General features: G+C 56.4%; 21 protein-coding genes. 7 read left to right on the forward strand and 14 right to left on the reverse strand.

Annotation, left to right across the window (positions count from 1 at the left end):
• Positions 1-20: 20 nt before the first annotated feature.
• Together ACREYP_RS12515 and yjiA are read left to right on the forward strand one after the other, a co-directional pair.
• Positions 21-224, forward strand: a complete 204-nt coding sequence (locus tag ACREYP_RS12515; RefSeq protein ID WP_008460696.1) for a YbdD/YjiX family protein — start codon at positions 21-23, stop codon at positions 222-224.
• A 13-nt stretch (positions 225-237) separates the two neighbouring features.
• Positions 238-1,203: a GTPase gene (gene yjiA / locus ACREYP_RS12520; RefSeq protein ID WP_166994231.1), complete on the forward strand. Its 966-nt coding sequence runs from the start codon at positions 238-240 to the stop codon at positions 1,201-1,203.
• Positions 1,204-1,213: 10 nt separating this feature from the next.
• Here the strand turns inward: yjiA and btsR are convergent, their stop codons facing one another.
• Entirely contained in the window at positions 1,214-1,933 is a 720-nt protein-coding gene (gene btsR / locus ACREYP_RS12525) for a two-component system response regulator BtsR (RefSeq protein ID WP_008460700.1), read from the reverse strand.
• Positions 1,927-3,615, reverse strand: a complete 1,689-nt coding sequence (locus ACREYP_RS12530; protein ID WP_498880893.1) for a LytS/YhcK type 5TM receptor domain-containing protein — start codon at positions 3,613-3,615, stop codon at positions 1,927-1,929. The genes btsR and ACREYP_RS12530 overlap by 7 nt, the downstream gene beginning before the upstream one ends.
• Positions 3,616-4,120: 505 nt before the next feature.
• Between ACREYP_RS12530 and ACREYP_RS12535 the strand changes: the two genes are divergently transcribed.
• From ACREYP_RS12535 to ACREYP_RS12545, 3 genes are all read left to right on the forward strand, one after another.
• Positions 4,121-5,143, forward strand: a complete 1,023-nt coding sequence (locus tag ACREYP_RS12535; protein ID WP_008460704.1) for a methionine ABC transporter ATP-binding protein — start codon at positions 4,121-4,123, stop codon at positions 5,141-5,143.
• Positions 5,136-5,804, forward strand: a complete 669-nt coding sequence (locus ACREYP_RS12540) for an ABC transporter permease subunit (protein WP_166994227.1) — start codon at positions 5,136-5,138, stop codon at positions 5,802-5,804. Before ACREYP_RS12535 ends, ACREYP_RS12540 begins: the two co-directional genes overlap by 8 nt.
• Positions 5,805-5,899: 95 nt before the next feature.
• Entirely contained in the window at positions 5,900-6,715 is an 816-nt protein-coding gene (locus ACREYP_RS12545; RefSeq protein ID WP_498880894.1) for a MetQ/NlpA family ABC transporter substrate-binding protein, read from the forward strand.
• A 62-nt stretch (positions 6,716-6,777) separates the two neighbouring features.
• Here the strand turns inward: ACREYP_RS12545 and ACREYP_RS12550 are convergent, their stop codons facing one another.
• The 11 genes from ACREYP_RS12550 to ACREYP_RS12600 all read right to left on the reverse strand — a co-directional run bounded on the left by ACREYP_RS12550 (position 6,778) and on the right by ACREYP_RS12600 (position 17,981).
• Positions 6,778-7,020 carry a DUF2164 domain-containing protein gene (locus tag ACREYP_RS12550; RefSeq protein ID WP_336819822.1) on the reverse strand — a complete coding sequence of 81 codons (243 nt, stop codon included), beginning with the start codon at positions 7,018-7,020 and terminating at the stop codon, positions 6,778-6,780.
• The gene (locus ACREYP_RS12555) at positions 7,017-7,604 is read right to left on the reverse strand and encodes a flavin reductase family protein (protein ID WP_498880895.1); all 588 of its coding nucleotides are present in this window, start codon (positions 7,602-7,604) and stop codon (positions 7,017-7,019) included. The genes ACREYP_RS12550 and ACREYP_RS12555 overlap by 4 nt, the downstream gene beginning before the upstream one ends.
• A 55-nt stretch (positions 7,605-7,659) precedes the next feature.
• On the reverse strand, positions 7,660-8,055 hold the full coding sequence (gene arnF / locus ACREYP_RS12560) for a 4-amino-4-deoxy-L-arabinose-phosphoundecaprenol flippase subunit ArnF (protein WP_008460713.1): 396 nt from the start codon (positions 8,053-8,055) through the stop codon (positions 7,660-7,662).
• The gene (gene arnE / locus ACREYP_RS12565; RefSeq protein WP_008460715.1) at positions 8,055-8,378 is read right to left on the reverse strand and encodes a 4-amino-4-deoxy-L-arabinose-phosphoundecaprenol flippase subunit ArnE; all 324 of its coding nucleotides are present in this window, start codon (positions 8,376-8,378) and stop codon (positions 8,055-8,057) included. The genes arnF and arnE overlap by 1 nt, the downstream gene beginning before the upstream one ends.
• On the reverse strand, positions 8,375-10,036 hold the full coding sequence (gene arnT, locus ACREYP_RS12570; RefSeq protein WP_008460717.1) for a lipid IV(A) 4-amino-4-deoxy-L-arabinosyltransferase: 1,662 nt from the start codon (positions 10,034-10,036) through the stop codon (positions 8,375-8,377). The genes arnE and arnT overlap by 4 nt, the downstream gene beginning before the upstream one ends.
• Positions 10,037-10,040: 4 nt before the next feature.
• Entirely contained in the window at positions 10,041-10,937 is an 897-nt protein-coding gene (gene arnD / locus ACREYP_RS12575) for a 4-deoxy-4-formamido-L-arabinose-phosphoundecaprenol deformylase (protein WP_008460720.1), read from the reverse strand.
• Positions 10,934-12,916, reverse strand: a complete 1,983-nt coding sequence (gene arnA, locus ACREYP_RS12580) for a bifunctional UDP-4-amino-4-deoxy-L-arabinose formyltransferase/UDP-glucuronic acid oxidase ArnA (RefSeq protein WP_008460722.1) — start codon at positions 12,914-12,916, stop codon at positions 10,934-10,936. Before arnA ends, arnD begins: the two co-directional genes overlap by 4 nt.
• On the reverse strand, positions 12,916-13,896 hold the full coding sequence (gene arnC / locus ACREYP_RS12585; protein ID WP_008460725.1) for an undecaprenyl-phosphate 4-deoxy-4-formamido-L-arabinose transferase: 981 nt from the start codon (positions 13,894-13,896) through the stop codon (positions 12,916-12,918). The genes arnA and arnC overlap by 1 nt, the downstream gene beginning before the upstream one ends.
• Position 13,897: 1 nt before the next feature.
• Positions 13,898-15,037 carry a UDP-4-amino-4-deoxy-L-arabinose aminotransferase gene (arnB, locus tag ACREYP_RS12590; RefSeq protein ID WP_008460726.1) on the reverse strand — a complete coding sequence of 380 codons (1,140 nt, stop codon included), beginning with the start codon at positions 15,035-15,037 and terminating at the stop codon, positions 13,898-13,900.
• A gap of 368 nt (positions 15,038-15,405) precedes the next feature.
• Positions 15,406-17,370 (reverse strand): peptidase U32 family protein, encoded by a 1,965-nt coding sequence (locus ACREYP_RS12595; protein ID WP_498880896.1) that lies wholly within the window; start codon positions 17,368-17,370, stop codon positions 15,406-15,408.
• A 71-nt stretch (positions 17,371-17,441) separates the two neighbouring features.
• Positions 17,442-17,981 carry a helix-turn-helix domain-containing protein gene (locus ACREYP_RS12600; RefSeq protein WP_008460728.1) on the reverse strand — a complete coding sequence of 180 codons (540 nt, stop codon included), beginning with the start codon at positions 17,979-17,981 and terminating at the stop codon, positions 17,442-17,444.
• 94 nt (positions 17,982-18,075) lie between these two features.
• On the opposite strand from ACREYP_RS12600, the gene ACREYP_RS12605 reads away from it, so the two are divergent.
• On the forward strand, positions 18,076-19,242 hold the full coding sequence (locus ACREYP_RS12605) for a benzoate/H(+) symporter BenE family transporter (protein WP_336819813.1): 1,167 nt from the start codon (positions 18,076-18,078) through the stop codon (positions 19,240-19,242).
• Here the strand turns inward: ACREYP_RS12605 and ACREYP_RS12610 are convergent.
• The gene (locus ACREYP_RS12610) at positions 19,222-20,094 is read right to left on the reverse strand and encodes a helix-turn-helix domain-containing protein (protein WP_008460730.1); all 873 of its coding nucleotides are present in this window, start codon (positions 20,092-20,094) and stop codon (positions 19,222-19,224) included. The two genes, ACREYP_RS12605 and ACREYP_RS12610, sit on opposite strands and share 21 nt — an antisense overlap.
• Before the next feature lie 172 nt (positions 20,095-20,266).
• Between ACREYP_RS12610 and ACREYP_RS12615 the strand changes: the two genes are divergently transcribed.
• Positions 20,267-21,166 (forward strand): DMT family transporter, encoded by a 900-nt coding sequence (locus tag ACREYP_RS12615; RefSeq protein WP_336819808.1) that lies wholly within the window; start codon positions 20,267-20,269, stop codon positions 21,164-21,166.
• The last annotated feature ends 2 nt before the right edge of the window (positions 21,167-21,168 follow it).

Consider the following 21,168-nt stretch of genomic DNA (forward strand, 5'->3'; position numbering starts at 1 on the left):
AATCACTAAAGGAGCGACGAATGTTTGATAACTTAGGTGCTGCAAAAAAGTACCTCGGCCAGGCGGCAAGAATGCTCGTTGGCATTCCGGACTATGATACCTACGTGCTGCATATGCAGACGAACCACCCGGATCAGCCGCCCATGACCTACAAAGAATTCTTCCGTGAACGCCAGCAGGCGCGCTACGGCGGAGACGGTAAAGGCGGCATGCGCTGCTGTTAACAGGAAGGACGCGATGACACCGATTGCAGTAACCGTATTAACCGGCTTTTTGGGTGCAGGGAAAACCACCCTGTTACGTCATATCCTGCATACCCAGCAGGACGAGAAGATTGCCGTTATTGAAAATGAATTTGGCGAAACGCCTATCGACAGTCAGCTGATTGGCGACCGCGCCACACGTATAACGACCCTGAGCAACGGCTGTATTTGCTGCACGCGCTCAAGCGAGCTGGAAGATGCCCTGCTGGATCTGCTTGATAGCCGGGACAAAGGTGAAATCCACTTCGACAGGCTCATCGTCGAATGCACCGGCATGGCCGACCCTGGCCCTATCCTGCAGGCCTTTTTCGCCCATGAAATCATCTGCGAACGCTACCTGCTTGACGGCGTGATCGCCCTGGTCGACGCGGTACATGCCGATTCACAGCTGGATCAGTTCCCGCTCGCCCAGTCGCAAATCGGCTACGCCGACCGTATTTTACTGACCAAAACCGATGTGGCCGGTGAATCCGCTGCATTGACTGAACGCCTGCAGCGCATTAACGCACGCGCGCCTGTGTACCCTATCCTGCACGGCAATATCGATCTTCCGCTGCTGTTTAACACCCGCGGCTTTATGCTGGAAGAAAACGTCGTGGCGACAAAACCTCGCTTCCACCGCATTGCCCCGCAGCAAAATGAAGTCTCATCCATTGTGGTGACGCTGGACTACCCGGTTGCGCTGTCCGCAGTCTCTTCCGTGATGGAAAACCTGCTGTCCGGCTTCGCCAACAACCTGCTCCGCTACAAAGGAATGCTGTGGATTGAAGACCAGCCCTGTCGCCTGCTGTTCCAGGGCGTGCAGCGCCTTTACAGCGCCGACTGGGACCGCGAATGGCAGCCGGACGAAACGCCGGAGAGCACGCTGGTGTTCATCGGCGTCTCGCTCCCGGAAGCCGAAATCCGCGACGCTTTTGCCGGATTAAAACCTGCCGCGTAAAGCAATAACCTTAAAGCCCCACCGCCTCTTTTAACGACTTCAAATAGCGGCGGCTCACCGGCACGGTGCGGCCATCCCGCAGCAACAGCTCCGCCTGACTGTTATCCTCCAGGCGGATCTCCTGCAAATAATTCATGTTCACCAGATATTGCCGGTGGCAGCGCAGCAGCGGCGTGCGGCTTTCCAGCGTGCGCAGTGTTAATTCGGTAAAGCCTTCTTTGCCATCCCGGCTGGTGACATACACCCCGCTTAGCCGGCTGCTGACGTAGGCCACCTCCTCCATCTGCAGCAGCCAGATGCGGCTGTGGCCGCTGCACGGGATAAATTTTAGCGGCTGCTGGCTGTCCGGCAGGCGGGAAACATCCTGCGCTTCGCTCTCCTGATGCAGGCGAGCCAGCGTTTTTTGCAGCCGCTGCGCTTCGATAGGTTTGAGCAGATAGTCAAATGCGCACTCCTCAAACGCCTGTACCGCGTATTCATCAAAAGCGGTGAGAAACACAATGCGTGGCCGATGGCGTTCGTCGAGCATACCCACCATTTCCAGCCCGCTAATACGCGGCATCTGGATATCGAGAAACAGCACGTCCGGGCGCAGTTTGTTCACCGCGCTAATCGCCTCTATCGCGTTGGCGCATTCCCCGACTATCTCAATCTCGCCATCGTTCTCAAGCAGGACGCGCAGGTTCTCACGCGCCAGCGGTTCATCATCCACAATCAATACTCTTAACATACCAACTCCTCGGTGGGCAGGCGCACGGTGATGCAGGTAACACGGTCGGGGTCGCAGCTCACGGCCAGACCATAATCTTCCCCAAACTTCGCCCGCAACCGCTTGTCCACCAGATTCATTCCCAGTCCGTTACCGTTCTCTTTTGGCCGGTACAACCCGGCATTATCCTCGACATCCACCAGCACGTCTTTTCCCTCTGTACGGGCACGAATAGTAATCATGCCGTGGCCTAATTGCTGAGAGGTGCCGTGTTTAATGGCGTTTTCCACAATCGGCTGTAGCGTGAAAGCTGGCAAACGCTGATTCGCCAGCTCGTCGGGCACCTGCCAGTCCACCGCCAACTGAGTCTGGAAACGCGCCAGCTCAATTTGCAGATAGGCATTCACGTGCTCAATTTCATCGGAAAGCGTGACAATTTCAGACGGGCGCTTGAGATTTTTGCGGAAAAATGTCGAGAGGTACTGCACAAGCTGCCCGGCTTTGTCGCCATCGTGGCGAATAACCGCTTTCAGCGTGTTCAACGCATTAAATAAGAAGTGCGGGTTCACCTGGGCATGCAGCAGCTTAATCTCGGACTGCGCCAGCAGCGCTTTTTGTTGTTCATATTTCCCGGCGAGGATTTGCGCCGACAGCAGTTGCGCAATCCCTTCGCCAAGCGTGCGGTTGATCGAGCTAAACAGCCGGTTACGCGCCTCATAGAGTTTTATCGTGCCGATCACCCGCTGATTTTCACCCCGCAGCGGGATAACCAGCGTCGACCCCAGCTTGCAGTTAGGATGCAGCGAGCAGCGATAAGGCACCTCATTGCCGTCGGCGTAAACCACTTCGTTATTCTCGATGGCCTGCCAGGTGTAACCCGACGAAATAGGCTTGCCCGCCAGGTGGTGATCGGCCCCGGTGCCAATAAACGCCAACAGCCTTTCCCGGTCGGTGATCGCCACGGCGCTGATGTCCAGCTCCCGGTGCAGCACCTTCGCCACCTTCAGGCTATTTTGTTCGTTGAATCCCTGCCGGAGGATCCCCTCGGTTGCGGCCGCGACCTTTAGCGCGGTGGCGGAGAACGCGGAAGTGTATTTCTCAAACATCGCGCGTTTATCCAGCAGAATGCGCATAAACATGGCGGCACCCAGCGTGTTGGTGACCATCATCGGCGCAGCGATGCTTTCCACCAGGTGGAGCGCATCCTCAAAGGGCCGTGCGATAAGCAAGATAATGATCATCTGCACCAGTTCGGCGACAAAGCTCGTCGCTCCGGCGACCAGCGGGCTAAACAGTTTGTCCGTCCTGCCCCGGCGGATTAAAACGCTGTGGATTAACCCGCCAATCAGTCCTTCCGCTATGGTGGAGATCATGCAGCTCAGCGCCGTCATTCCACCGAGATAATAGCGATGCAGCCCGCCGGTTAGCCCCACCAGCCCGCCCACCACCGGCCCGCCTAACAGGCCGCCCATCACGGCGCCAATGGCGCGCGTGTTGGCAATGGAGCCTTCAATGTGAAGACCAAAATAGGTGCCCATAATGCAGAAAACCGAGAAGGTGATGTAGCACAGCAGCTTGTGGGGTAAGCGCACGGTCACCTGCATCAGGGGGATAAACAGCCGGGTTTTACTCATTAACCAGGCAATGACCAGGAACACGCACATCTGCTGCAGAAGCAGCAGGACTAAATTGGATTCGTACATCTTCAGGCAATCTCCGCTCTCGAGGCGGGAAAGATACCTTGATGAGACTAGAATTTCCGGGGCATGGCGCAGATTTGTTAAAGTTGGTACGAAAATAACAGCGAAAACGGCACCAGGGAGCACCAATATAAAACTAAAAAAACCAGGCAGAACAATCATCGACCAATAACATATCGTTAATAAAATCGATTAACAGCCCGTTCATTATTTATCCCCCCCACACTCTGCTGATTATTATTTAAACAAACGCAGTTAATCAATTTAACGATAAGCAATGCCATTTTTTTGCTAAAGCGTATTAATCCCGGTCAGGAAAGAACCATCATGTATTTATATTTCTTATGGCTATAAGTCATATCTTTATATTCTTCTGAGCAACGGTATTAGCAGGTAGTATCAGCCAAATAACAATGATTCAACGCCCATAACACGGCATTCGTGCGCCAGTTGTCAGCATATCATGCTGTTGCGTTGCGGAAAATTTCAGCAGGTAAGGACCAGGATAATGATCGTTCTCTCGGGCGTATCAAAAATATTTGCCAGCAGACATGGCGCCATTACCGCCGTAGATAATATTAATATCAACGTCAATAAAGGCCAGATTTACGGCATTATTGGCTACAGCGGCGCGGGTAAAAGCACATTAATAAGATTATTAAATGGGCTGGAGAAACCCACGTCAGGATCGATCATTGTCGCCGGGCAGGATATTGCCCAGGCCAGAGGCGAACAGCTCCGTCAGGCTCGTCTAAAAGTCAGCATGGTCTTTCAACACTTTAATCTGCTGTGGTCCCGGACCGTTGCCGAGAATATTGCCTTTCCCCTGCAAATTGCCGGTGTTAATAAAAGCCAGATTCAGCAGCGTGTTAACGAGCTGATTAAGCTTGTGGGGCTGGAGGGGCGCGAAAACGCCTGGCCCGCTCAGCTAAGCGGTGGCCAAAAGCAGCGAGTCGGCATTGCTCGCGCGCTGGCCAATAACCCGGATGTTTTACTGTGCGACGAAGCCACTTCGGCGCTGGATCCGCAAACGACCGACGCGATTCTCGATCTGCTGCTCGACATTAACCGCCAGCTCAACTTAACCATCGTGCTCATCACCCATGAAATGCATGTGGTGCGCAAAGTTTGTCAGCGCGTAGCGGTGATGGAAAACGGCAGAATCGTTGAAGAAGGCCCGGTACTGGATATTTTCACCCACCCTAAGCAGCCCATCACGCAAACTTTTGTGCGTCAGATTGCGGGGCAAAATACGCCCAGAGAACCCTTCAATCCGCTCTGGGTTCAGGGCATTGGCGGCAGCATTCTGAAGCTGATTTTCCCTGGCGGAGAAGCCCGACAGCCGGTGATTGCCGATGTCATTCAGCATTTTAACGTCGCGCTGAATATCCTGCACGGCAACATTACCCAGACGGTAGACGGCGCGTTTGGCGAGCTGTACGTCCATATGGATGACGCCAGCCAGCTAGAAAATATTGTGCAATACCTGAATCAAAAGCGGGTAGAGACTGAGGTTATTCGACATGCTTGAGCAATACTTCCCGCATTTAAAACTGGACAAACTGTGGGCCGCCACAGGCGAAACGCTCTACATGACGGCCTGGTCGGGAGTGGCAACGTTCGTGTTTGGCATCGCCCTCGGCGTGCTGCTGTTTCTCACTTCTCGCGGTCAGCTGCTGCAGAATCGGCTGGTTTACTCGGTGGTGACCGTACTGGTCAACGTCTTCCGCTCGATCCCGTTCATCATTCTGATCGTCCTGCTGATCCCCTTCACGAAAACGCTGGTTGGCACCATTCTCGGCACCAACGCCGCGCTGCCGGCGCTGATCGTCGGGGCGGCCCCCTTCTACGCCCGCCTGGTGGAAATTGCACTGCGCGAAGTCGATAAAGGCGTTATTGAAGCCACGCGTTCAATGGGGGCCAAAACCCACACGCTGATCTTCCGCGTGCTGCTACCTGAATCCTCTCCGGCGCTGGTGTCCGGGATGACTGTCACTCTGATTGCGCTGGTGAGCTACAGCGCCATGGCTGGGGTTATCGGTGCTGGCGGCTTAGGCAACCTCGCCTATCTGGAAGGGTTCCAGCGTAACCATAATGACGTCACGCTGGTGGCCACGGCCACTATTCTGGCGATCGTTTTTATTATTCAGTTTATCGGCGACCGCACCACACACCTGCTCGATAAACGCTAACGGCTTTCACACCTTTCGGGCGACAGAAGCACACACTGCCGCCTGGAATTCCACGGCAATGCACTTTTAATCACTAATCACGACTGGACGAAATAATGAAAAAACAGTTTATGATGTTAGCTCTGGCTTCTTTAACCGCGTTAAGTCTTCACGCCAACGCCGCTGAAAAACTGATTGTGGGCGCCTCCAACGTCCCGCATGCGGAAATTCTCGAGCAGGCGAAGCCGATTCTGGCGAAAGAAGGCATCGATCTTGAGATCAAAACCTTTCAGGACTATATCCTGCCGAATACCGCGCTGGCCGAGCATGAGATTGACGCCAACTACTTCCAGCATCAGCCCTATCTGGATTCGGTGCTACGGGATCATAAAGGCGATAAAAACTACGATTTCGTCAGCGCCGGGGCAATCCACGTGGAGCCGATCGGCATCTATTCGAAGAAGTATAAAAGCCTGAAGGATCTGCCTCAGAACGGCAAAATCATTCTGCGTGACTCGGTGGCCGAAGAAGGTCGTATTCTGGCTATCTTCCAGCGCGAAGGCGTGATCACCCTGAAACCTGGCGTGAAGCCGGTTAACGCGCGCATCAGCGACATTGCCAGCAACCCAAAAAACCTGCAGTTCAAAGCGGATATTGAAGCCGCCCTGCTGCCGCAGATGTACGCCAACAATGAAGGCGATGCGGTGGTGATCAACGCCAACTACGCGCTGGATGCGGGCCTGAACCCGATTAAAGATCCGATTGCCGTCGAAAGCGCCGAAGGCAACCCGTATGCCAACATCATTACCGTGCACCGCGCCGACGTGAAGAAACATGACATCGTCGAGCTGGTGAAAGTCCTGCACTCTAAGCAGATTCAGGACTGGATCAACGAGAAGTACCACGGCGCAGTTGTGCCGGTTAACCAGTAATACGAAAAAGGGGCGCAATGCGCCCCTTTAGTCATTCAATAATGGCAAGATCGCAGGCAAAACTAATCGACGATTTTTTCCAGATCCAGCAACTCTTCCAGCGTCAGCATGTTGCTTTGGGCTACCGCCAGCGCATCGTCCAGTCCTTTATTGTAGAGCGCGGGTGCCATTTTTTTCACCAGCTCGTCAAGGAAGAATTCGGCTTCAAACTGCCCTATTTGCAGGTCGTGCTTGTCGTCCAGCCAGTCGCTGATAAAGTCGCTCAGCTTGCGGTAGTCTTCGGCGGGTAATGCAATCTTCTTCATGACGCCTCCACGCCCGGTACCATCAGCGATTCGCCGATGGCGTAGAACTGGCCGCCGGCAATATAGTGCAGGCTGCGGTATTCCGGCGGGGAGGTTTCAAACGACCAGTGACCGTTCCGGAACACGCGGTCGTCGGCCCAGGCACCGATAACTTCACCGATAAACAGGTCGTGGGCCTGATGGTTATGCGGTTCGGGGATAAGCCTGCAGACCATCCAGGCCGTGCAGCCCGCGACCAGCGGTACGCTCTGGCCAGGGGCGCGAAACAGCTCCACGCCGGATTGTTCGAGCTTGTCGGGCATCTCTTTCAGGCTGTGGGTACCCAGAAAATGGGTCATTTTGAGCTGGGCTGCACAGGGCACCTGAATCACAAAGGTGCCGCTGTTTTCGATAAGCGTGCGGGTGGCGGTGATTTTATCCAGCACCACCATCAGCTTGGATGGGGTAAAATCCAGCGCACAGGCCCAGGCGGCGGTCATCACGTCGTCCACGCCATTGTGGTGGGCAGACACCAGCACGGTTGGGCCGTGGTTGATCAGGCGATAAGACTTTTCTAACGGCACTTCAATGATATGTGGGTTCATACTTCGCATCCAGTTTTCATCAGGTTGCCGTCAGTTTGCCTGAACAACTAGCGCATTACTTTTCCTTTTTGTGGCGTAGCTGATGAGGCAGACAAATCAGCACCAGGCCGACGAAAATCGCCGCCACGCCGAGAAGTTTGCCCGGACTGAACGCTTCGTTAAGCCACGGCAGATTAATAGCCGCGAACCACACCAGCACATAGCTCAGGCTTAAAAGCGGATACGCTTTACTGAGCGGAATGCGTTTCAACGCCATATACCAGCAGCCCATGGAAAACGCGTAGGCCGCGAGCCCGCCGATCAGCGCCAGCAGCCCGTAACCGCCAAACAACACGGCCTGAATAAACTCAAGGCTCGCTGCAGCGGGAGGAAACTGAACCATCGCCCATTTCATGCTGAGCTGCGCCCCGCTGACCAGCAGCACGCTCATTAACGCCCAGATATAGCCCATCAGGCGTGCCCTCCCAGCGCGATAATCCCCAGAATGATCAGCATCACGCCCAGCCAGTGGTGCGCCGAAATTTTCTCTTTCCAGATCCAGCGCGCGGCAAGGGTGACAAAAATAAAGTTCAGGCTCAGCATGGGGTAAGCGATGCTCACCTCGACGTGCTGGAGCACCAGCAGCCAGACGAGCATCCCCAACCCTAATAACAGAACGCTCAGCCCAAGCCACAGCATCAAGTGGCGGCGCCCCGCCCCCTGAGCCGCCTGCTTCTGGCACAGCTGCCCGCCGCAGCTAAGCAAACTGGCCAGAATAATCAGCGCGATATTCATGGCTGCGCGTCGTACTCAAACAGCACAAAGCGCCCGCTGTTGGCCCGGTGATCCGGCTCCGGCAGCTTCAGGTCATTGAGATCGGTGTTATTCGACACCAGCAGCATCAGCGACACTTTGCCCAGCTTGCGGTGTTCCGCCAGCCAGGATGCGAACTCATCACCGTAAACAAAGCGGTTAGATACATCCGGATAATCAAGGCCGTAGCGCAGCTCGCCCGCCTGATTATAAAGATTGATATCGCTCCGCTTCAGCTCCCATGCCACTCCGGCGGCAATGCCGACATTGTTGGTGAAGATGTAGCGACTGTCTTCCAGCTGCGGACGCATTTCATGAATGAACGCCTGCGGCTGCTTGGAGTTTTCCACTTTCGATGGGATCACCACACCCACCAGCAGCGCCAGACCCAGCGGGCACAGCGCCGCCCAGTACCAGCGTTTCGCGGTCTGACTCAGGGTCAAAAGACCGAACAGCCCCCAGACGGCAAAGGCCACGCACGCCAGCACCACTTTCAGCGTTTCATTGGCGGCATACACCGGATGTCTGGCCAGACCCCACGGTGCCAGGAAGAATGCCACCGTGATCACGCAGGCCGCCCCAAACAGCAAGTTAATCCAGCCGTTGACGCGTAAAATAGCGGAGCCGCTTTTCGCCAGCTCAACGGCATGACGCGCCATCAGGATCGCCAGCGGTGCAAAGCACGGCAGAATGTAGGTCGGCAGTTTGCCTTTGGCGATGCTAAAGAACAGCAACGGCATCACAACCCAGCCCAGCAGGTAGAACGCGCCGCCCTGCTCGCCTCGGCTTTTCCAGCCGCTTTTCAGCGCGCCCGGCAGCAGAGCAAGCCATGGCAGAGAGCCTGCAATCAGGAACGGAATGTAGTACCAGAACGGGGCTTTATGCTGCGCGTCTTTCTCAGCGAAGCGCTGAATGTGCTCCACCCAGAAGAAGTAGTGCCAGAAGTCAGGCTCGGCTTTGGCGATCGCAATCGCCCACGGCAGCGTAATTAGCACGGCGCTCAGCACCGCCAGCGGCCCGAACAACAACACCTCTTTCCAGCGTTTCTGTGCAATCACCCACGGCAGAACGCCAATCACCGGCACCGCAAGCGCCAAGAACCCTTTGGTCATCACGCCCATGCCGCAGGCCAGGCCCAGCAGCACGTAGCCACCCATCTTGCCGCCGGTGGTTTGTGCGGTACTGGCCAGCCAGAAGCTGCACATCGCCGCCGTCAGCCACAGGGTGATCATCGGGTCGAGCACGGAATAAGTGCCGATGCCGTAGACCAGCAGGCAGGTGAGGAAAATAACCCCGGCCAGCACCGCGATCGTTTTATCGCGCCACAGGCGGAACGCCAGCCAGTAGGTCAGCAGCGCGCTCAGGGTCACCGAAAACACGGAACCAAAACGCACGGCAAAATTGTTATGACCGAAGATGAATTGGCTGATGTTGTTGATCCAGTACCCCGCCACCGGCTTTTCGAAATAGCGCAGATCAAGGAAATGAGGAACGATCCAGTTGCCAGACAGCAGCATTTCACGGCTGATTTCCGCATAGCGCGTCTCATCCGGCTGCCACAGGTGACGAAACTCCAGAGGGACAAGGTAAAGCAAGGCAAAACAGACCAGAAGGGTCATTCCATATTTTGCAGATTTCATCGGTTCACGACTCTATAAGTTGTTGGCAACCCAGCCAGCCTTCGCGGCCTGGAATTGTCCCGCGCACAATTTTGCCTCTCGGCAGCGTGGATAAATCGTCCGGCAGAAGCTCGCTAAGCGGGCAGAACTGAACCCCCTCGGCGGCAGCCATCGCCAGCAATTCACTAAAGGAATCTCGCATCACCATCCCTTCGACTTCGGCATGAATGGTGTAAACCGGTGTGCCGCTGTCCTGGTGAATTTTATCCAGGATAAAGCGGTTAAAGTTCTCTTTACTGACTTCGGTACCAATCACCTCGTCCCACGTTGGCAGCGTCACGGGAATTTGCACCGCAGCCTCGCTACCGTTAGACAGAACGGGGATAAACGGCGTAGTACCACGGCAGTCGCTGTTGTACTGGAACGGGAAAGCGGCTTTCGCTTTCACCACGCGCTGGTCAGCACGCCAGCCCGCCACGGCCGAGCAGTTTACAGGCTGCCCGACAATTTTCTGCAGCGCATCCAGCCCACGGCGAATTTGCTGTTCGAGCTTGTCCTGTTCCCAGACGCCCGCCCAGGCCTGCCAGGCATGGTGATCCCAGGCATGGAGGCCCACCTCATGGTGGTCCGCCGCCGCCGCGATAACCTCTGCGTTGCCTGCGCCAATCATGCGCCCCGGCCACGCGGTACCCGCCAGCAGAATGTCCCAGCCATACAGCGATGCTGCGTTGGAGCGCAGCATCTTCCACAGGAATTTAGGCTTGATCAGGCGCCACAAGTGGCGCCCCATGTTGTCTGGCCCAACGCTGAAGAAAAAGGTTGCCTGAGTCGAGTGTAAACTTAGCGTCTCCAGAAGGTTTGGCACCCCTTCACGGGTGCCTCGCCAGGTGTCGACATCAATACGCAGGCCGACTTTTCTCATGAAGCAGGGTCCGTCAGCTCAACGGTTTTCAGGAAGAAGTCCAGCGTCTCGTCGATGGTTTTCTCCATGTGCACTTCAGGCGTCCACTCCAGCAGGCGCTGGGCGTTGCGGATGCTTGGCTTACGGTGCTCAACGTCCTGATAACCTTTGCCGTAGTAGGCGCTGCTTTCCACTTCGCGGAAACCGGCGAACGGTGGGAACTGGCTACGCAGCGGATGACGTTCGAAGCTTTCCAGCAGCATTTCTGCCAGCTGTTTGATGCTCGCTTCGTTGTCCGGGTTACCGATGTTGATGATCTGGCCGTCGCAGTTATTGTTTTTGTTTTCAATAATGCGGAACAGCGCTTCGATGCCGTCGCCGATGTCGGTGAAGCAGCGCTTCTGCTTGCCGCCGTCGATAAGCTTGATCGGGGAACCTTCGACCAGGTTCAGGATCAGCTGGGTAATGGCACGGGAGCTACCGATACGCGCGGCGTTCAGGTTGTCCAGACGCGGGCCCATCCAGTTAAACGGACGGAACAGCGTGAAGCGCAGCCCTTCTTTTTCGCCGTATGCCCAGATAACACGGTCAAGCAGCTGTTTGGACACGGAGTAGATCCAGCGCTGTTTGTTGATTGGCCCAACGATCAGCGGGGAGTTATCTTCGTCAAACGACTTGTCGGTACACATGCCGTACACTTCGGAGGTGGACGGGAAGATAATGCGTTTTTTGTATTTCACACAGTCGCGGATGATCTTCAGGTTCTCTTCGAAGTCGAGTTCGAACACTCGCAGCGGGTTACGGGTGTATTCGATTGGCGTCGCGATGGCTACCAGCGGCAGAACAACATCACACTTCTTAATGTGGTATTCGATCCACTCGGAGTGAATGCTGATGTCACCTTCCACAAAGTGGAAACGCTCGTTGCCGATGAAGCGAGAAATCGCGTCGGAACCGATGTCCAGGCCGAAGATTTCGAAGTTGTCATCACGCAGCAGACGTTCGGTCAGGTGGTTACCGATAAAGCCGTTCACGCCCAGAATCAGTACGCGGGTACGACGTTTGATAGCGGAAACGGGTTTGCTGCTCAGAATCGCGCCGCTAACCAGGCCCAGAGACTGTGCCAGCTGGGAACCCTGCATGTACACGCCGTTTTCAGCCTGGCCGGTCACGACTTCCAGAGCACCGGTGCCGCAGGCAATCACCAGCGGGTTAACGGAGATAACTGTCCCGGCTTTCGCGCCATTGTTGCTTTCCAGCACGCGACTTTTCCAGATGATGAATTTGCCGCCGCCCACGTAGCTGAACGCGCCTGGCCACGGTTCGGTCACCGCACGCACCAGGTTGTTAGCTTCTGCTGCAGAGCCTTCCCAGCTGATCGCGCCATCTTTTGGCGAACGGCCGCCGAAATAGGTCGCTTTGGATTCGTCCTGAGCGGTCTGCGGGAAGTGACCGGTTTTGATCACCGGCAGGCTTTTCGCCAGCAGGGATTTCGCGGTTTCGCACAGTTTGTGGTGCAGGGTCAGGGCAGTATCTTCTGCGGCAATCGCCACGCGTTCCTGAGCAACGATGTCGCCCGCGTCCGCGCGTTTCACCATGCGATGCAGGGTAACGCCCGTTTCGGTTTCACCTTTCACCAGCACCCAGTTCAGCGGCGCGCGGCCACGGAATTTAGGCAGCAGGGAGCCGTGGAGGTTAAATGCCCCGACGGAAGCGCAGTCCAGAATCTCTTCGCTCAGCAGGTTGCGGTAGTAGAAGGAGAAAATCACTTCAGGCTGTGCGTCTTTAATGCGGTCGACCCACAGCGGGTGGTTCACATCTTCAGGAGCAAAAACCGGGATGCCGAATTCTGCCGCCGTGCGGGCCACAGAACCGAAGAAGTTATTCTCAGCGGCGTTATCCGGGTGAGTATAAATTGCTGCAATGTCATAGCCTGCTTCAACCAGGGCACGAACACCCACACAGCCCATATCGTGATAGGCGAAAACAACTGCTTTCATTATTGATTTTCCTCTGAAGATAAAGCGGTTTCACTGCTAACTACGCGTTGAATAAAGTAACGAGGGCGAGCACGCACGTCGTTATAGATACGGCCAATGTACTCACCCAGCAGCCCCATTCCGATGAACTGGGCGCCAATAAAGGTGAACAGAACGGCGAAGAGCATAAACACCCCGTCCGCCGCCCACTGCGGGCCAAGAGCAAGACGTAACACCACCAGCAGTACCGCGAGGGCAAAACCGGACAGTGCGATAATGCTGCCGACGACGCTAAGTAAACGCAGCGGCGTTGTGGTCAGGCAGGTGATCAGGTCATACATCAGGTTGATCAGGCGCATGAAGCTGTACTTCGAGTCGCCAAACTGACGCTCGTCGTGGTGCACCGGGATTTCGATGGCGCGACGGGCAAAGGTGTTGGCCAGAATCGGGATAAAGGTACTGCGTTCGTGGCAGTGCAGCATCGCGTCGATGATATGGCGGCGGTAGGCGCGCAGCATACAGCCGTAGTCGCCCATCGCTTTACCGGTGGTGCGCTGGATCAGGTGGTTGATCATTTTTGACGCACGCTTGCGGAACCAGCTGTCCTGACGGTTCTGGCGCACGGTGCCCACAACGTCATAGCCTTCGTCGGCTTTCTCAACCAGGCGCGGGATCTCTTCCGGCGGGTTCTGCAGGTCAGCATCCAGGGTGACGATAAGATCGCCGGTGACGTGGCTAAAGCCCGCCATAATGGCCGAGTGCTGGCCATAGTTACGGTTCAGCAGCACCGCGACGATGTGGCTGTCCGGGGCTTCTGCCGCGCGGGTCAGCATGGCGGCAGAGTCATCGCTGCTGCCATCATCAATAAGGAGAATTTCGTAATCACGGTTCAGCTTTTGACAAGCTTCAGTGGTACGACGCAGCAGTTCAGGCAGGCTGTCCTGTTCGTTGTACACCGGGATCACAACGGAAACTTTCTTGATCGGTTCCGGGGTCGTCATCTTAGAGTCCTGCTATTTCACGTAAAGCGGTAATGACGCGGGAAGTGTCATCGTCGGTCATGGTTGGGAACAGTGGAATGGAGCAAATGCGCTCGCTGTTCCAGTCGCTGTTCGGCAGTTGAAGCTGCGGATAGCGCTCGCGGTAATACTTCTGGGTGTGCGCCGCGCGGAAGTGCAGGCCGGTGCCGATGCCGCGCTCTTTCAGCGCTTCCATCAGGCCGCTGCGGGAAATACCGCAGGTGGCTTCATCCACGCGGATGATAAACAGATGCCAGGCATGACGGTGCTGCCAGGTCGGGGTAGCAAGCGGCAGGAATGGCGTGTCGGCCAGCTCTTTGAGGTAGCGTTCGGCGATTTCCTGACGACGGACGTTGATTTGCTCCAGCTTGCCCAGCTGCACCAGCGCGATAGCCGCGTTAATGTCCGCAAGGTTGTATTTGAACCCCGGGGAGATAACTTCAGCCTGCGGCGCGCGGCCATGCGTCTGACGGTCAAAGGCATCTACGCCCAGACCGTGGAATTTCAGGCTACGAATGCGGTTAGCAAACTGGTCGTCGTCGGTGACGATCAGGCCGCCTTCGGCGCAGGTCATGTTTTTGATGGCGTGGAAAGAGAAGATAGCCGTGCCCTTGCCGCCAACGTGCTTGCCTTTGTACTCGGTGCCCGCGGCGTGCGCAGCATCTTCAATCACCGGAATGCCGTGACGTTCCCCGATGGCGCGAATAGCGTCGATGTCGGCAGGCGCGCCCGCGTAGTGCACGGGAATGATCGCTTTAGTGCGTGGAGTAATGGCCGCTTCAATGGCTTCTGGCGTAACCATCAGCGTGTCGCGATCGACGTCGATCATCACCGGTTCGGCGCCCAGCAGCACAATCATGTTGAGCGTGGAGACCCAGGTCAGCGAGGGAGTAATCACCTCGTCACCCGCCTGCAGCCCAAGTGCCATCAGGGTAACGTGCATCCCGCCGGTGGCCGAGCTTACCGCAATGGCATGTTTATTGCCGGTTAAGTCGCAAAATGCTTTCTCAAGCGCCTGGTTTTTCGGCCCGGTTGTGATCCAGCCGGATTGCATGACTTCCGTTACCGCTGCAATTTCTTCCGCACCTAACGCCGGGCGTGAAAAAGGCAGAAAATCACTCATTACGTGGATTCCTTATTAAATCGCTAAACGCCAAAAGCTGACGGGATAATGAATCAGGCTAATTAAATAAAAGCACAACACTAGGGAAGTACGGCCTGTTTAGCTAAACATCTTATCAATGAAAAGAATTTAACAAAGAAATCTTAGAACAGTATTAAGAAAATGAGATATAACGAAAAATCGTGACGTTAAGCGTCTGCTGGCGAGCATATGCCCTTCACAACCCCTGCTTGTCATCTGAATATCATGATTAAGGCATGTTTGTTGAATAGCGGAATAATTCCGTAAGTGACAAATAATAATGCATCCTCCCTGCGTGGTTAAAAAAACCGCCTGAAGCAGGCGGTTTTAAATAATAAGCAATGAAATTAACGCTTCGCTTTCCCCGGCAGCGTTTTCATCAAATCGTCCGGGCTAATGGATGCCACCACGCTCCCCGGCAGCGGCATCTTCAGGATGTGGTTCTTCATCTTGCCGATGACGTGCATTTCGCACGGGCGGCAGTCAAATTTCAGCGTCAGCACCTCATCGCCGTGCACCAGCTGCATTGGGGTCGCTTTCCAGCTCTTGATGTTCCCTTTTGCCTGTTTCGGGCAAAGGTTAAACGCAAAGCGCAGGCAGTGCTTGGTGATCATCACCGGCACTTCGCCCTTCTCTTCATGTGCTTCATAGGCAGCGTCAATCAGCTGCACGCCATAGCGGTGATAAAACTCACGCGCTTTATGGTTATACACGTTCGCCAGGAAGCTTAAATGGCTGTCCGGGTAGACCGGCGGCGGCACGCTCACCGCTTTACGGGTGCCGCGCTGGTAGTTGTGCAGCCGCGCTTCGGTCAGCGCTTCAATGGCATCACGGCGCAGCTGGTTAAGCTGGGCGTTTGGCACAAATAAAGCTTCTTCCAGCAAGATGTTCACTTTCCGCGCGGAGTACATGGTCTGGCCCAGCTTGGTCAGGCCGTCACGCAGGCTGTCGAACGCTTTCTGCGGGTTATTGGCGACGTCAAACTGGCCGACGAGCGTTTGATTGACGCTGACGCTCTCTTCGCTGGTGGCTTTCATCACCAGCTGCTGCTGGCTGCCGCTCAGTTCGATATCCACCGCCACGCGGCGCTCGCTGGAGGTTTTCAGCAGCGCCTGCTGCCAGTTGTGGTCCAGGTTACGGTTCAGCGGGTGGTTCGGGCGCACTTTTTTCAGCGTTTCCGGCATTTCGTTTGGCCAGATGCGATACTGATTTTTTCCGGTTTTTTCCACCGTATTAGCGCGGAAGCCGACGATTTCACGCTTGATCAGCACGTTCAGGCCATCGCCGTTAGTCAACGTATCGGTAGTGGTCACGTCGAGGTGGTCTTTGCTCACTTTCAGCACTTCGCCCACCGGCAGGCCAATAAATTTTGGCGAGTCGAACGCACCGATGTCGATTTTGCGCTCGTTAACGAAGTAGTCAGTGCTGCCGCGGTGGAACGTTTTGTCCGGGGACGGAATAAAGTAGTGCGATGTCACGCCGGAAGACGCACGGGTCAGGTCGCTGCGCCCTTCCATCAGCTCGTCCAGCAGTTGGCGGTAGTACGCGGTGATGTTTTTCACGTAGCTCATGTCTTTGTAACGCCCTTCAATTTTGAAGGAGCGCACGCCCGCCTCGACCAGCGCCGCCAGGTTGGCGCTCTGATCGTTGTCTTTCATCGACAGCAGGTGTTTTTCGTAGGCTACGACGCGGCCCTGATCGTCTTTCAGGGTGTACGGCAGGCGGCAGGCCTGCGAGCAGTCGCCGCGGTTGGCGCTGCGCCCGGTCTGGGCGTGGGAAATATTACACTGCCCGGAATACGCCACGCACAGCGCGCCGTGAATGAAGAATTCAATCGTCGCGTCAACATTCTGGTGAATGGCGGCAATTTGCTGCAGGTTCAGCTCGCGCGCCAGCACGATTTGCGAGAAACCTACATCGGACAGAAACTTCGCTTTTTCCACGCTACGAATGTCGCACTGGGTACTGGCGTGCAGCTCGATCGGCGGCAGATCCATTTCCAGCACGCCCATATCCTGCACGATCAGCGCATCAACCCCGGCTTCGTACAGGTCGACGATCATCGAGCGCGCAGGCTCCAGTTCGTCATCATGCAGAATGGTGTTCAGGGTAACAAAAATTTTCGCCCCGTAGCGGTGGGCAAACGGCACCAGTTCGGCCAGGTCTTGCAAGCTGTTACCGGCGTTGTGGCGAGCGCCAAAGCCAGGCCCACCGATGTAAACCGCATCCGCGCCATGGAGAATGGCTTCGCGGGCGATGGCGGTATCACGGGCAGGGCTGAGTAATTCAAGTTGATTTGCGTGCAGGCGCATAAAATTTGTCGTGTTCTGTAATGGCGAAAGGCGGCTATTGTAGTCACTTCCCCCGCGCAAAAACAGAGGGATTATGCCGTCGTCACCGGATAGTGAATCAGCGAGTGAAAATGCGTCTCATCGGCACCTGAATTACGGTACGCGTGAGGGCTATCGCCGTAGAATTTTAAGCCATCTCCGGCCTGCAACGTCTGCCATTCTCCGTCAACATTCATATCCAACACGCCGCTTATCACCACCACATGCTCGATAACGCCGCTGTCGTGCGCCGACGACTCGCTGAGCGCGCCGGGGGCGAGGCGAATAGAAAAGTGGTCAAAACGCAGGTGCGGATCGTAAGGAAAAATCGGCACCACCACCATTTCCCGGTGCTGCGGGTCAAAGACCGGGCGCACGGGCGCGGAACCGGCTTCGAGGAAAACCGAAAACGGCACGTTAAAGCCGGTGGCAATCTTCCATAATGTGGCGACGGTCGGGCTGGATTCGTTGCGCTCGATCTGCCCGAGCATCGCTTTCGACACGCCGGTTTGTTCCGCCGCGAAGGTCAGGCTCCAGCCTCTGGCCTGACGCAGGCCTTTCAGGGTGTTTGCCAGATGTTGCGCTATATCCATTCTCTCCTCCCGTTAAGGGCGCAGTATAGCGCCTTGTGCGCTATAACGCACGATGCTATATTCCCCGGACGTTATAACGCACAGCGAGCCAACCATGCGCCTTTCTCTGCCCCCGTTTCCCACCGTTCTGGCCGGTTTTGTTGCCGTCCTGGTCGGCTATGCCAGTTCCGCCGCCATTATCTGGCAGGCGGCAGATGCCGCAGGTGCCAGCCCGCACCAAATCGCTGGCTGGCTGACAATGCTGGGCCTGGCGATGGGCATCAGCACGCTGGGGTTAACGCTGTGGTATCGCGCGCCGATACTCACAGCCTGGTCCACGCCGGGCGCGGCGCTGCTGGCCACCAGCCTGCCGGGCTACAGTCTGAACGAGGCGGTGGGCATTTTTATTTTCGCCTCTGGGCTGATCCTGATCTGCGGCCTCACCGGGCTGTTCGCCAGGCTGATGCGCCTGATCCCGTCTACGCTCTCCGCCGCCATGCTGGCCGGGGTTTTACTGCGGTTTGGCCTCGACACCTTCACATCGTTACAGGGTCACTTCTTGCTGTGCATCAGTATGCTGACCGGCTGGCTGCTGGCGAAGGTGTTTGCCCCGCGCTATGCCGTGGTTGTCGCCATGCTGGTTGGTCTGCTGATTTGCTTTATCAGCGGCGAGCTTCACGCCGGGAACGTCCCGGTTTCTGTCGTGGTGCCGGAATTCATCGCCTCCTCATTTAGCCTCGCCAGCCTGCTGGGCATCGGCGTACCCTTCTTCCTGGTGACCATGGCCTCGCAAAACGCCCCCGGCGTCGCCACGCTGGCGGCCTCCGGCTACAAAGTCCCGGTTTCACCGCTGATTGTCGTAACGGCGTTAATAGCCCTGCTGCTGGCACCATTCGGGGTATTTTCGGTTTGCATCGCCGCCATCACCGCCGCCATTTGCCAGAGCGCTGAAGCCCATCCCGACAAAGACAAACGCTGGCTTGCCGCCGCTGCTGCTGGGGTATTTTACTTATTGGCCGGCGTGTTTGGCGGGGCGATCTCGACGCTGCTGACGGCCCTGCCGCTCGCCTGGATCCATACTCTCGCCGGGCTGGCCCTGCTGGGCACCATTGCCGGAAGCCTGCATCAGGCGCTGAACCACGAGCGCGACAGAGACGCCGCCGTCGTGACGTTTCTGGTGACCGCCTCAGGCGTCAATCTGCTGGGCGTCAGCTCTGCATTTTGGGGGGTGATCGCCGGGGGAATTTGCTACACCGCGCTTTCAAGGCTGAAGCGCGCGTAGCTGCGAGGGCGTTGCGCCAAAGACGCTTTTAAAGCGGGTGCTGAAGTGGCTGGGCGAACTAAACCCGCAGGCCATCGCGATCTCCGTCAACGGCAGTTTTCCCTGACGAACCAGTATTTCCGCCTTTGCCATTCTGCGCTGCATCACGTACTGATGTGGCGCCAGGCCGGTGGACTGTTTAAACATACGTGCAAAGTGGTATTCGCTGAGATCCGCCAGCCGGGCAAGTTCACCCAGGGTCAGCGCCTCACTCAGGTTCTGCTCGATATACGCCTGGGCATTGCGCAGTACCGCCGGCGCCAGCCCGCCGCGCACCGTCGGCAGTTTCCACTGCACGCTGCTGTAATGCTGCACCAGATGCGTCAACAGCAGCGTAGAGGCCGTGCTTAGCGTCAGGTGATTAGCCCGCTGCTGCCAGTCGCTGCTCAGCAGAAAGTGACGATAAAGCTGGGTTATGCGCGGGTCGTCGGCAAAGGTTTTTTCATCAAGGTTGATGGCCGCCGGGCTGCGGTCCCAAATCTGCGCGGCAATCTCTTTCAAATGCTCGTCGGTGCAGTACAGGTGCACAAACGAGAAGTCATCCCGCACGTCCCAGGTTGACTCACTGTCTTCCGGCATAATGCAGAAGCGATCCGGGCCGCCGCCGTTGCGCCAGCCTGAGCTCGTTTTTTGATACGTTTCGTACCCTTCGGTCACGTACAGGCTCAGCGTGTGGTGATCGCAGCGCTGGGTAATGCAGTCATTTCCGTTGGACCAGGCGGCCAGCTGAATCCCTGAGCCAAGCTGAACGCTGCCGTTCAGGCGGGCTTTGTGCTGCTGCAGGTTTTCAAAGGCGTGGTATGGCGCGGTCATAGCGGGAGTCGGCTTCTGGAACATAATGGCTAGTGTAAGGACTGCGCGCCGCCGTCGCCACTGCCGCCGTGAAAAAAAACCGCAAGAATATGCAAGTCGCTGGCCCGGATGAAAGTCGCAGAGCGGAAAAAAAAGGAGACTCGTCATCTGGTTTTGACTGACGAGAACAACAATGAACGCTTTGCTTTATATTCTGGTGGTGGTGATTTGGGGAACGACCTGGATTGCCATTTACATGCAACAGGGGGTCGTTTCAGTTCCCGTGTCTATTTTCTGGCGCTTTGCCGTGGCGGCCGTGGTGATGCTTGTTGTGCTGCTCGCGCTGGGTCGCCTGAAGCGTATCGGGCTTAAAGACCACCTGTTTTGCGTCCTGCAGGGCGCGTGCGTGTTCGGCTTCAACTTCTTCTGCTTCTACCACGCGGCGGCCTATATCAGCTCCGGTCTGGAGTCGGTGATCTTCTCGATGGCGGTGCTGTTCAACGCCTTCAACAATTTTCTGTTCTTCCGCAAGAAACCGTCTCCCCGCGTATTGCCCGCCGCCGCGCTGGGCATTGCCGGCATCGTGGCCCTGTTCTGGCACGATCTTGCCGCCACACAACTGGCGCCTTCGCTGCTGATCGGCATCGGCCTTAGCGCGCTCGGCACCTTTGGTTTTTCGCTGGGGAATATGATCAGTGCCCGCCATCAAAGCCGGGGCCTGGAAACGCTGTCCACCAATACCTATGCGATGTTTTACGGCACCGCAATTATGGGCGTCGTGGCGCTGGCGAGCGGCGAATCGTTTATGCCGGATTTCACCGTGCGCTACCTTGGCTCGCTGCTTTATCTGGCGATTTTTGGTTCGGTGATAGCCTTTGGGGCCTATTTCACCCTGGTAGGCCGCATCGGGGCGAGCCAGGCCGCCTACAGTACGCTGCTCTTCCCGCTGGTGGCGCTGACGCTGTCGACGCTTTACGAAGGGTACGTCTGGCACGCGAACGCCGTGCTTGGGCTGGTGATGATCCTGCTGGGTAACCTGGTGATGTTTGCTAAGCCGGAACAGTGGCTGCCGTGGCGGAGAAAGCTGGCGTAATA

Source organism: Enterobacter sp. TMH.L2 (genome assembly GCF_050847315.1).
Classification (GTDB): domain Bacteria; phylum Pseudomonadota; class Gammaproteobacteria; order Enterobacterales; family Enterobacteriaceae; genus Cedecea.